An 11,881-nucleotide genomic window follows, 5' to 3' on the forward strand; every position below is an offset into this window, starting at 1 on the left:
ACCCGCCGTTCCCGCCCGGTCCGTGCGCGCCCCGTTAGGGTGGAACCCATGACCTCCCGCCATACCGCTGGTTCGGCCTGGCAGGACCGCGCCACCCATGCCGCACGGTCCGTCACGGCGCTCTTCGGCCGGAAACTGCTCTTCCTGCCAGGCACGCACTTGGCCGCCGTGGCATGGAACCCCCGGCCGCCCGTAGAGACGGGCCCTGCCTGGCGGCATGTCCTGCGGCGGCTGGCCTCCGGCGCCGCCCTGGCCAGCCCGTGGCACTACTGGTGGCAGGCCCATTACGTGGACTGCCTGGTGGACACCGGCCGGCGGGAACTGGGCAGCGGGCCAACACCGGCGGCACGGTTCGACGGCCCGCGCAACCCGAGCGCCGGGCAGCTCGCTTCCAGGCTGGTGACCGGGATCCGGCTGCGCAACGCATTCACCTTCGTCAACAACTACTACGACGACATGGCCTGGCTGGCCCTGGCGACGCTCCGCCTGGATGCCCTCGCCGAGGAGACACGGAAGCCGGGCCGCCGCCGGAATGCCAGGGTCCGCGAAACCCTGGCGCTCCAGTTTGACGCCGCGAGCACGGATGACCTGGGCGGCGGGGTGTTCTGGAGCAAGAAACGGGACTTCAAGAACACGCCCGCCACGGCTCCGGTAGCGCTCTTTTACGCCCGCACCGGGCAGCGCGCCACGGCACAGTCCCTGCTCGACTGGCTGGACCGCACCCTCTTCGACCCGGAGCAGCGCCTGTACCTCGACGGCGCCCGCCTTGATGCCTCCGGGAACGTGACGGTGGACCGGGCTGTCTACACCTACAACCAGGGGCCCGTGCTGGGCGCCCTCCTGGAACTGGGCGGCGATGCCAACCTAGCCCGGGCGGCGGAACTGGTAGACGCCGTGGACCGGCACCTCACCGTGCCGGCCCTGGATGCGGGCGACGCCGGACCCCGCACGGTGCTGCGCTGCGAAGGGACGGGCGACGGCGGCTTGTTCACCGGGATCCTCTGCCGCTACCTGGCCCTGGCCGCAACCGACAGCAGGCTTCCGGAGGCTGCCCGCGCAACGGCGGCGCGCCTGGTGACGGACAGCGCCCAGGCGTTCTGGGACGGACGGCGCACGCTGGACGCCGGAGCAGCGCCCGGCAGCCATCCGGGCCGGAGCGTCTTCTCCGTGCATGCCGCACGGCCGGCGGAGCAGACGTATCCGCCGGGCGCCGCCGTCGAGCTTTCCACCCAGCTGCAGGCCTGGATGACGCTTGAGGCTGCTGCAGCCATCACCGGTTCCTAGCGGATCCCAGCCAGCGGCGTCACGGAACCGCCCTTGAGTGACATCTGCCCGCCCTCTGCTGCCAGCCGCGCTTCCTTCGCCCCGTCGGGCGGGAACACCAGCGACGTCAGGGTTTGCCGGCCGCCGTCCACGAACACTTCCACGGAGGAGCGGTCAACGTAGACGGTGAGGCGGACAGTGTCGCCTGTGGAAGGACCTTCAACCGCCCGCACGTCCCGGTACACGGGATCCACCGCGCCCTTGCCCGCCGGCAGGTCGTCCCTGTCCTTGATGGTTGCGGACACGGCATCGTCCCGGACCACGAAGGCCTTGCCGCTGGCAAAGTCGTAGCCCACGGTGGCGTAGGTCCTGCCGCCGCTTCGCAGGAGCATCCGCGCCTCTCCAGTGTTGGCTGCAGGCCGCTCAAATTCGAACTCGGCCTTGTAGGCGCCGCTCTCCGGTACGGCCAGCGCGGATTCCTCCGTCAGCGGCCCGGCCGGCACCTGCGCCGCTTCGCCTTCCAGCGACCGCAGCGCGGAGGTGGGTGTGGACACCAGGGCCGGGCGGCCGCCGTCGGACTCCAGCCGGAGGTCACGCACCACGGAGGCCGCCCCGAACCAGTTGTCCGTGGGCAGGTTACGGGCGTAGGCCCAGTTGTTCATCCAGCCGATGGCGTGCCGGGAGGCCTTGCGTTGACCGTCCGTCAGGCGCGGATCGTCCCAGGTGACGGCGGCGTAGAAGTCCGATCCGCCGTCGAGCCACTGGTGCCCTCCGTCCGGTGTGAAACCCTTCCCGTCAAAGTCGCCGGTCCAGTACGCCAGGCCGGTGGTCCGGCCCTCGTCCGCGCCGTTGGCGCTGGCGGCCAGCACCCAGGTGCGCTTGGCGGGGTCGCCGTCCACGTCCATCTGGAAGAAATCCGGGCATTCCAGGATGCCGAGGCCGTCCCGCTCAAACGCGGAAACGTAGGTCCAGTCCTTGAGGTCCTTGGACGTGTAGAAGCCGATTTTGTGGCCCTCGGCGAGCAGCATCAGCCACTGGTTGTTGGCCTCATCCCGCACGATCCGAGGATCCCGCCAGTGCTCGGCGCCGGGGTTCTCCATGACCGGATTCTGTTCGTAGTTCTGGAAGCTGTAGCCGTTGTCCGTGGAGTAGAACAGCGACTGCCGCTGGACGCCGTCATGCTGCTGGGTGAGGACGGCGATCACGGCCCCTTTGCCGAAGCCCGCGGTGCCCTCCGTATCCACCACGGCGGACCCCGTTTCAATGTCCCCGAGGCCGTTGCGGAACTTCTCGATAGCCACGCCCTCGTTGTTCCAGTGCACCAGGTCGGTGCTGGTGGCATGGAACCACTCAGTGCCATTCCCCTCGGGGTAGTCCACGTTGTAGAGGTAGTAGTAGTGCCAGAGCCCGTCCAGGAAGAACGGCCGCTGGGGGTCATTCATCCAGCGCTGGTCCGGCGTCAGGTGGTAGGCGGGACGGAACCCGGGGTCCTCCTCCGGCACCTCCAGTGCCGAAGCTTCCGGTTTCGGCCAGGACTTGCCGGCGCCCAGGTCCGTGAGCAGGGCATCGCGGGCTTCCGGGCTGATGCACTCGGGGAGCCGGACTGCCTCAGCGTCCTCTTCCACCTGATCGGAGGCGGCGCTGCTCCGCAGGAAGACCTTGCCTTCCACGCGGACACCAGCCAGCCATCCTGTCCCGCACTCGATGGCGCGGACATCCTCGGCGCCGTCTGCCGGAACGGCCGCGCCGCGTTCAGAGAGGGTCGCATCATTGCCCTGGAGCCACAGCGAGGCGTAGCCGCCGTTGCGGTCCATGGCGGCGGCCTGGGCGGCCGCCACCCCGTCAAGCACGCGTCCGGCTGTGGCGGCAGGGCCAGGCCTGGCGTTGCCGGCGAGCACCAGCGAGACTGCCAGGGCGAGGACAGCCGCGGCAGCTGCCGTCCACACCAGGAGGCGGCGGTTGGCGGCGAAGCGCTTGAGGGCGGGAAGTACCGGTCCGAGGGTATGTCGGGGCATGAAAATTCAATCCGTCGCTGAACGCGCAAGTGCCGTCCCCCGGCTCGGGGAACGGCACCAGTGCAAGTGAGCCATCAATGTTACCGGTTCGTTATGCGGAACCCCAATCGTGACGCACACACCCCTCCCTCAGGGGAGGAGCTTTTGTCCAGATATGGCGGCCTTCGGGCACTGGAAGTCGCCAAATCTGGACAAAAACTCAATAAGGGTGGGGGTTTACCCGGCTCCGCCTGGGCGCTGCTTCTGCGGGTACGGGGCCTCACCGCGGGCCAGCATTTCCACGAAACCCGCGATTTTGCGCTCACGGGTGGCCGGCTGCTTCACTGAGTTCGTCCGGTAAATCAGGGCGAACCGGTTGGTCCTGGTGAGGACATCGAACATGGCCTGGGCTGCCGGAACTGCGGCGATGGCAGCCGCCAGGTCCGCGGGGACTTCCGCCGTCGCCTGCCCCGCGTATGCTTTGTCCCACCGTCCGTCGGCCTTGGCGGCGTCGACGGCGGCCCGGCCGGCGTCGGTCATTTTTCCCGCTTCCTCCAGGCGCGCCACGTAGGTGACGTTCCGGGCCGACCATGCACTGCGGGGACCGCGCGGCGTCATCCGCTGGTAGGAGCTTTCGTCATCCCGGCGCCGGGCCTGGCCGTCGATCCAGCCGAAGCACAGCGCTTCATCGAGGGCCGCGGCGTAGTCGAGTTCGGTGACCTGCCCGCCCTTCTTGTGCAGCACCAGCCACACTCCGGGACTGCTCCCGTGGTTCGCCTCCAGCCAGCTCCGCCAGGCGGCAGCATCGGGCACCAGCAGTTCCTCGAGTTCGATGGCCATGCGCCTATTCTGCCCGTGCTTTGCCGGCGCACAAGCCCCATCCCCTTCGCGCCCCGCCCGTGGCATCATGGGGCTCATCGCACTGTTGCCGAGATGAAGGACAAACCGATGCTCCGCGTCCGTCCCCTGCATTACACGTCCAACATCGAGTCCTGGGACCGGCTGCTGACCGCCCTGGGCCTGGTCCTGACGGAGGGCGACGGCGGCTTCCGTGTCTACGACGCCGGGGCCGGCAGGCTGGCCCTGCACGAGGTTCCCCAAGGGGCTGCGGAAGACGGGACCACGGCGCTGGCAGTGGAAGCCGGCGACCTGGCCGAGTTCGCCCGCCGCACCAACCTCGCGGCCCAGGACGACGGAACAGCACCCGCCGAACTGGTCACCGAATCCCACGGCGATGCCTGCCGGATCACGGGGCCTGACGGGTTCACCTTCCTGGCGGACAAAGCCGCCACCGTTGAGGGTGACACCGGCGCGGACCCGGCGCTCGCCGTCGTCGGGGTCTGGTTCACGGAGGAGGCCGACGCCGCCGCCCGCACCCTGCGGCACATCGGCGCCCGGCCGCGGCCGGTGCCGGACAACGACGAAACCGCGGACTTCACTGCGAAGAACGGCGGCGTCCTCCTGGTGCGCCCGGCGTCCGGGCCGCCGCGGTCCGGACTGGGCTTCGAGTACGACGGCGGCCTGGCCCCGCTGCGGGACCGGCTTACCGCCGCTGGACTCGAGGCAAGCCTTACCGAGGAGGCTTTCGGGAGCACCCTCCATGTGGCCAACCCGGACGCGGCCAGGCCCGGCGCGCCCTCCGTGCCCGCGACAGTCTGGATCTCCCAGCACCGTTCCATGGGGTAGAAATAGACCATGAACGTGCGCACACCTGATCCGAATCCCGGCTGGCTTTCCGAAGAAGACCTCTTTGAGGCGCGCGGGCGGCTGCCCATGGTGTACGTGGAGGCCGTGCCGGTCAGGCTGGATCCGCTGGGCTACGTGAACGAAGTGGGCACCTTGCTGCAGGCCGACGAGGACGGGACCATGGTCCGTTCCTTGGTGTCCGGCCGCGTTATCTACCGCGAAACCATCCGCGCTGCCCTCCTCCGGCACATGGAAAAGGACCTCGGGCCGCTGGCGTTCCCGCAGCTGCCCATCAGCCCGGTCCCCTTCACGGTGGCCGAATACTTCCCTGCCCCGTCCCAGACCGGCTTCACCGATGACCGGCAACACGCCGTATCGCTGGCCTACGTGATTCCTGTGACCGGAGAATGCGAGCCGCGCCAGGATGCCCTGGAACTGACCTGGATGACCCCCGAGGAAGTCCTCAGCCCCGGCGTCCAGATGGAGTTTTCCGGCGGCCGCGGCGGCCTGATCCGCCAGGCCCTGGCATTCGCCGGCGTCGGCTCCTGACAACCCCGCCGGAACCTGGGGGTCCCGCGAATAAGCCGTCCGCCTTTGTAGACTGGACGGCGGACCGCAAGAGAACTTAAGGACTCCCATGACCGAAACACCAGCCGCCCGGAACCATCGTGAGCTGCAGGCTGGATCCCTGACCACCGGCAGCCTCATCCTCCTGCCCGACGGTGAACGGACGGCGGAGATCCAGGCGGTTGAGCTGGAACGGGACGATTTCGGGTCTCCCGCGCTGGTGCTCGCAAGCCTCGCCGGCGGCGGAACCCTGCGGATCGCCGTGGGCGCCACCGTCACCACCGTCGAGCCAGGTTCCGCAGCAGCGTCCGACGGCGTCACACACCTTTCGCTGGCCGCCGCGCCGGGGGAGGGCGCGCCCGCGGAAGAACCAGGTCCACAGGCCGGGCTGGCGCACCTGGCCGAAGCCGGACAGGAGCAGTCCGGCGGCGAGGCGGCAACCGCGGCTGCAGCGCCCGCCGTCGTCGTGCCTCCCCTGCCGCCGGTTCCGCCGGCGGCCAACGTTCCCAGCGAAGAAGAACTCGCTTTGATCCCGGCCCCGGACGGCACCCCTGAGTCCGTCGTGGAAGCCGCCGCGCATGCGCATCCGGACGCCACCGGAGTCCAGTTGCTGACCGACCGGTTGTCCAAAGGCGTCAATTTCAAGTCCGGCAGCTGCCTGAAGGACCTCAGCGACCTCGCGCACGAACTGTTCGTCACCCTCAAGGATGCCGAGGGTGCGCTGGCGGTTGCCGACCTCCTCACTGTCCTCCCGTACGACGGAAACCCCGGGCGCTGGACATCTGTGGAGGCCTCCCTGGCGCTGGCCAGCTACATCTGCCGGCAGGACGGCCAGAATGAGCGGGCAGCTGTTTACGAAAAACTGATCCGGACGCCCGAAAGCCATGAAACGGACCCGTTCAAGGCACGGATGGCGGCCAAGGTCCGGCAGCGCTCCCTCAACGAGCCCAACCTGTACGACAAGGAAATTTTCCGGTCCATTGACAACTCGAACCACGACGCCGAGCGGGAATGGCGGTTGCTCCGGCTCGAATCCCTGCTGTTCCTGAGGGCGCACGGCGGGTCCGAGACCATCGGCATGGGCGAGCTGGAGCGACGGATCAGCAACGAACTTGAGGCCGTCCGCTCCTGAGCAAATTGCCCCTACCCGGGGCCGGGCCGGAGTTGTACATTCGGGGCTATGACGAACAATCTCAGCGTAGTGATCAACGCCGATGCACCGCAGGTCTGGACCATGCTGCGTGAACCGTCCAAGGTGGCCCAATGGCACGGCTGGCAGGCCGAGGACCTGGATGCCGAAATCAAGGAGATCTACTTTTCCGGCGACGTGGAAGAAGCCCCGGACCACACCAGCCTGACCGTGCACGGCGGCGACACGTTCGAGCTCCATCCCGTTCCGGGCGGGACCCAGGTCAGCGTGACGCGCGGGGCGCTGGACCACAACTCGGAGTGGGCGGCCTGGGACGAGGACATCACCCAAGGCTGGCTGACGTTCCTGCAGCAGCTTCGGTTCGCGCTGGAACGCCACCCGCACGGCAAGCGCCACACCCTATTCCTGCACCTGACCGAGGGCCAGGGGTCGGCGATCGAAAAGCTCGGGCTGTCGGACCTGCCGGCACCCGGTGAGCCATACCAGCTGCGCCTGGGCACCGGCGAGGAAGTCAGCGGCAAGGTCTGGTACCGCACCAGCCACCAGGTGGGGCTCACCGTCCACAACTACGCGGAACACGGCGAGGGGCTCCTGGTGGTGGCGGACCATCCCGCCATCAAGGACGTGCGTGAGGAGGGTGAAGGGTCCATGGTCATCGTCTCCACCTATGACCTTGGAGCTGCAAAGCTTGATTCCATCCGTTCGTCCTGGGAATCCTGGCGGGCCGAAAACTACTCCGCGTCCGAGCCGGTGAGCTAACGGACCTGGCTGGTTTTCCGGCGCCCTACTGACTGCTGGCGCTGCATGGATCGCCGGCGCCCCCGCTGATTGCTGGCACTGTACCGATTGCTGGCACACTGGTACGGTGCCAGCAAACCCCAGTTCCGCTCCGTCTGCGGCCTCCGCGCCGCCCCCCGTACACCTGCCGGAGCAGTCCGGGTTTTCCTTCAAAGTGGGCACCCGGCTCGCTGAATCCTGCCCGCCCACTGCCGCCCAGGTGGCGGACAACGGCGGTGAATTCCTGGGCCGCACCGGCACCATCACCACTCCCCACGGCGAGATCCAGACGCCAGCCTTCATCGCCGTCGGAACCAAGGCCACGGTCAAGGCGGTGCTGCCGGAATCCATGGCGGACCTCGGGGCGCAGGCACTGCTGGCCAACGCCTACCACCTCTACCTGCAGCCCGGTGCCGATATCCTGGACGAGGCCGGCGGGCTGGGCGCCTTCATGAACTGGCCCGGGCCCACCTTCACGGACTCCGGCGGGTTCCAAGTGATGAGCCTCGGCTCGGGGTTCAAGAAGGTCATCGACATGAAGTCCGTGGACGCCTCGGGGCCGGACGACGCCGTGGCGCCCGGCAAGGAGCGGCTCGCCCATATTGACGACGACGGCGTCTGGTTCAAGTCGCACCTGAACGGGGACCGGCACCGGTTCTCCCCCGAAATCTCCATGCAGGTCCAGCACCAAATCGGTGCGGACATCATGTTCGCCTTCGACGAGCTGACCACGCTGCAGAACTCCCGCGGCTACCAGGAGGAGTCCCTGGAACGGACCCGGCTGTGGGCGCTGCGCTGCATCGACGAGCACTTCCGGCTCACCACCGAACGGGAGGGGAAGCCGTATCAGGCCCTGTTCGGCGTCATCCAGGGCGCGCAGTATGAGGACCTGCGCCGCAAGGCCTGCCGGGACTTGGGCGCCATGCCGTTTGACGGGTACGGGATTGGCGGTGCCCTGGAGAAGGAGAACTTGGGCACTATCGTCCGGTGGTGCAACGAGGAACTGCCGGAGGACAAGCCGCGCCACCTGCTGGGCATCTCCGAGCCGGACGACATTTTCACCGCCATCGAGAACGGCGCCGACACCTTCGACTGCGTCTCCCCCACCCGGGTTGCGCGGAACTCCGCTTTCTACACCCCGTACGGGCGGTTCAACCTGTCCGGGGCGAAATACAAGCGCGACTTCGGGCCGCTGCAGGAGGGCTGCGACTGCTATGCCTGCACCCATTACTCCCGGGCGTACATCCACCACCTGTTCAAGGCCAAGGAGATGCTGTCCGCCACCCTGATCTCCATCCATAACGAGCGGTTCGTGGTGAAGATGGTGGACGACGCCCGGCTGGCGATCGAGGCCGGGACGTTCTTCGACTTCAAGGCGGAAACCCTGGCCCGGTACTACTCCTAGGCCTCGCTAACGAGCTGCCTTCCCGCTTTCCCCTCATCGAGATCGCCGGAACGCTGCCATCCTGCTGGAGCGCTCCGGCGACCTGGATCCGTTCCAGCGAGCAGGGTTTTCCACATGGCGACCGCGGCGCCTGCCAGAACCAGCCACGGCCCAGCAGTCTGGATGGATGATGCAGTCCCAGCCAGTCCCGCTTCCTGCGCTTCCGAACACCGGAAACATGTGGCGCACCGCCCAGTTGCACGAAAAGGGCCTCAATTCGCGGGCCATCAAACTATTACTGAAACACGGGAAGCTGGTCCGGCTTCGTTATGGCTGCTACATCCGTGGAGAGCTGTGGGACAGGCAGTCGGCCCCGCTGCGCAGCCTGCAGTTGATCTACGCCCACGCGCACGGAACGCTCACGACGTCGTCGGGAGACTATGTCTACAGCCACACCTCGGCCGCGCGACTCCACCGTTTATTCCTCTGGAACGTCAGCGATGTGGTCCATGTCCTGCTGCGGGTCCAGCCTTCCAGCGAACGCCTCGGTCCAGATGTCCGCGGGCACACCATGCCTTACACGGACGCCGACGTTATGGTCATGGAGAATCTGCGGGTCACGTCGCTCGAGCGGACCGTGGTGGACTGCGCGATGATGCTGAACTATCCGCAGGCCCTGGTGCTCATGGATCACGCCCTGAGGCTAGGCGCGGATCTGTCGCTAATCCATGGCATGGCAGAGGGACTCCATGGGCGCCGCGGTATAAGGAACCTCCGTAAGGCACTGGCCAACGCCGACCCTAGGTCCGAATCGGCTGGTGAAACGCTTACCCGCGAACTCATTTCCCGCCTGAAACTGCCTGCTCCCGAACCGCAGGTAGAGGTCAGTACCCGGGCAGGCCGGTACCGTCTGGACTTCGCGTGGAAGGAGAAGAAGGTTGCCCTCGAATTTGACGGAAAAACCAAGTACTTCGATTACAAGCCGACGGCCGATGTTTTGTTCCTGGAGCGGCAGCGGGAGAATGCCCTGACGGAGGACGGCTGGAAATTCGTGCGCGTGAAATGGCAAGACCTCTTTCGCGAGCAGGAGTTCAAAGTCCGGATCCTGACCGCGCTCCGGCGATAGCCCCGTCGTCGAAATCGCCGGATTGCCACGAGCCCGCCGGAGCCGCCCGGCGGGCTGGGCGCTTTCCGGCGATCTCGCCGAATCAGGAGGCGGAGGGCTTACGGGACGATCTTGGCCACCCCGTAGCTGGGTTCCCGCTTCTTGATCCAGCGGATCACCAGCGATGTGACCGGGACCAGGATGAACTCCACCAGGGTCTTGTACACGAAGCCCGCCACCACGTAGTTCACGAACGTTCCGAGGTCGGTGATTCCGATGACCGACGCTGCGATGCTGCAGAAGATCAGGGTGTCCACGAACTCGCCCGCCACCGAGGAGCCCATGATCCTGGCCCAGAGGGACTTCTCCCCCGTACGGGCCTTCATCCGCACCAGGATCCACGAGTTGATGGTCTGGCCGGCAAGGAACGCCAGCAGCGAGGCCAGCACGATCTGCGGCACCGGGCCCAGGGCACCCTCAAGGGCGGCCTGCTTGGAGGCGCCGAACTCGTCGTCGAATCCGGGAAGGGCGATGATCACCCAGTAGCAAAGCGAGGCGAACACCGAGAGCGCAAACGTGGTGACGATGGCTTTCCGTGCCACCCTGAAGCCGTAGACCTCGCTGATAACATCGCCGAGGATGTACGCCAGCGGGAAGAGGAAGAAGCCGCCGTCCGTGATGATCGGCCCCAGGACCACTCCTTTGGAGGCACCGATGTTGGACAGGATCAGCACCACCGCCATAATTGCAAGCATGACCCCGAAGTACGGGGACCCAATGGAGGCGAAGCGCGCGGCGCCTGGAGCGGCGGAGGTTTCGGGCAGGGCATTCTGGCCGGAGGCAGATGGCATGGGAAGTCCGTTTCGTAGTGGTTCGCTCGGCGTCCGGAACTGCTAGCGGGACACCGGCTGTATTAGCACTGTCGCCCCATTCTCCCACCTGTACGCATGCAGGTTCGAGCCGAACTGACCCCCCGTTTGAAGCTCGGGTAGGCCGGCTCCCTTGTCCCCCTGAACACCCCCGGTCAGCCGCCGCTGTACTGCCACACAAGGAAATCCGCCGACGCCGGATGGCAGGATGGGTGCATGACTTCCGTTTCCGCTGATGCAATGCCGCACGTCACCAGCCCGGCCGTGGTGCTCACCATTGCCGGCTCCGAAGCAACCGGCGGTGCCGGTGCGCAGGCCGACCTCAGGACCTTCCAGGAGCTTGGCGTCTTCGGCATCGCCAACCTGACCTGCATCGTCTCCTTCAATCCCGCCGAAAGCTGGAACCACCGCTTCGTGCCTGTGGACCAGCAGGTGATCGCCGACCAGCTGGAGGCAACCACCGCCGCTTACGGGCCGGCCTCGGGCGCGCCGTCCGTGCTGGACACGGTGAAGATCGGGATGCTCGGCAGCCCTGCCACCATCGCCACTGTTGCCGGTGCACTGAAGGACAGCGACTTTGGGAATGTGGTCCTGGACCCGGTCCTGATCTGCAAGGGCCAGGAGCCGGGCCACGCCCTGGACACGGACCAGGCCCTGAAGGCGCAGATCCTGCCGCTGGCCACGTTCGTGACGCCGAACCACTTCGAGGCGGAGTCGCTGTCCGGGCTGGAAATCACCGACGTCGAATCCCTCAAGGCAGCCGCCGTGCGCATCCATGAGCTCAGCGGCGCGGCAGTGCTGGCCAAGGGCGGGGTGCGGCTGGCTGGCCCGGACGCCGTCGACGTCTTTTATGACGGCCAGACGCTGGAAATCCTGAGGGCGCCGAAGGTGGGCGATGTGGCCGTCTCCGGTGCGGGCTGCTCGCTTGCCGCCGCCGTCACAGCGGAACTGGCCAAGGGTTCGTCACCGCTGGAAGCAGCGCGTGCCGCCAAGGAATTCGTGACGGCCGGGATCCAAAACCGCGTGGCGTCCGGCGCGCCGTTTGACGCCCTCTGGCAGGGCGGCCCGCGCTAACCGCCGGCCCGG

General features: G+C 67.2%; 11 protein-coding genes. 8 read left to right on the plus strand and 3 right to left on the minus strand.

The window, feature by feature from the left end; all coding sequences use genetic code 11:
- Positions 1 to 48 precede the first annotated feature (48 nt).
- On the plus strand, positions 49 to 1,284 hold the full coding sequence (locus tag AC5RTT_RS06045) for a glycoside hydrolase family 76 protein (protein ID WP_494144446.1): 1,236 nt from the start codon (positions 49 to 51) through the stop codon (positions 1,282 to 1,284).
- Here AC5RTT_RS06045 and AC5RTT_RS06050 read toward each other — a convergent pair.
- Both AC5RTT_RS06050 and AC5RTT_RS06055 read right to left on the minus strand, forming a co-directional pair.
- Positions 1,281 to 3,278, minus strand: coding sequence for a glycoside hydrolase family 32 protein (locus AC5RTT_RS06050; protein WP_494144447.1), 1,998 nt, complete (start codon positions 3,276 to 3,278; stop codon positions 1,281 to 1,283). The two genes, AC5RTT_RS06045 and AC5RTT_RS06050, sit on opposite strands and share 4 nt — an antisense overlap.
- Before the next feature lie 216 nt (positions 3,279 to 3,494).
- Positions 3,495 to 4,097, minus strand: coding sequence for a YdeI/OmpD-associated family protein (locus AC5RTT_RS06055; RefSeq protein WP_494144448.1), 603 nt, complete (start codon positions 4,095 to 4,097; stop codon positions 3,495 to 3,497).
- Positions 4,098 to 4,205: 108 nt separating this feature from the next.
- On the opposite strand from AC5RTT_RS06055, the gene AC5RTT_RS06060 reads away from it, so the two are divergent.
- The 6 genes from AC5RTT_RS06060 to AC5RTT_RS06085 all read left to right on the plus strand — a co-directional run bounded on the left by AC5RTT_RS06060 (position 4,206) and on the right by AC5RTT_RS06085 (position 9,947).
- Positions 4,206 to 4,943, plus strand: a complete 738-nt coding sequence (locus AC5RTT_RS06060; RefSeq protein ID WP_494144479.1) for a VOC family protein — start codon at positions 4,206 to 4,208, stop codon at positions 4,941 to 4,943.
- Between the two features lie 9 nt (positions 4,944 to 4,952).
- A complete protein-coding gene (locus tag AC5RTT_RS06065; protein WP_459793545.1) occupies positions 4,953 to 5,492 on the plus strand; it encodes an NUDIX hydrolase family protein in 540 nt (179 codons plus the stop codon).
- 88 nt (positions 5,493 to 5,580) lie between these two features.
- Positions 5,581 to 6,642: a DUF6707 family protein gene (locus AC5RTT_RS06070; RefSeq protein ID WP_494144449.1), complete on the plus strand. Its 1,062-nt coding sequence runs from the start codon at positions 5,581 to 5,583 to the stop codon at positions 6,640 to 6,642.
- A gap of 48 nt (positions 6,643 to 6,690) precedes the next feature.
- Positions 6,691 to 7,419: an SRPBCC family protein gene (locus tag AC5RTT_RS06075; RefSeq protein WP_494144450.1), complete on the plus strand. Its 729-nt coding sequence runs from the start codon at positions 6,691 to 6,693 to the stop codon at positions 7,417 to 7,419.
- Positions 7,420 to 7,525: 106 nt separating this feature from the next.
- A complete protein-coding gene (gene tgt, locus AC5RTT_RS06080; protein WP_494144451.1) occupies positions 7,526 to 8,842 on the plus strand; it encodes a tRNA guanosine(34) transglycosylase Tgt in 1,317 nt (438 codons plus the stop codon).
- Positions 8,843 to 9,011: 169 nt separating this feature from the next.
- The gene (locus AC5RTT_RS06085) at positions 9,012 to 9,947 is read left to right on the plus strand and encodes a type IV toxin-antitoxin system AbiEi family antitoxin domain-containing protein (RefSeq protein WP_494144452.1); all 936 of its coding nucleotides are present in this window, start codon (positions 9,012 to 9,014) and stop codon (positions 9,945 to 9,947) included.
- A 98-nt stretch (positions 9,948 to 10,045) separates the two neighbouring features.
- Here the strand turns inward: AC5RTT_RS06085 and AC5RTT_RS06090 are convergent, their stop codons facing one another.
- Positions 10,046 to 10,777, minus strand: a complete 732-nt coding sequence (locus AC5RTT_RS06090) for a queuosine precursor transporter (protein WP_494144453.1) — start codon at positions 10,775 to 10,777, stop codon at positions 10,046 to 10,048.
- 234 nt (positions 10,778 to 11,011) lie between these two features.
- Here AC5RTT_RS06090 and AC5RTT_RS06095 point away from each other — a divergent pair, with 234 nt between their 5' ends.
- The gene (locus AC5RTT_RS06095; RefSeq protein WP_494144454.1) at positions 11,012 to 11,869 is read left to right on the plus strand and encodes a hydroxymethylpyrimidine/phosphomethylpyrimidine kinase; all 858 of its coding nucleotides are present in this window, start codon (positions 11,012 to 11,014) and stop codon (positions 11,867 to 11,869) included.
- The last annotated feature ends 12 nt before the right edge of the window (positions 11,870 to 11,881 follow it).

The organism is Arthrobacter sp. Y3221157, from assembly GCF_059089865.1.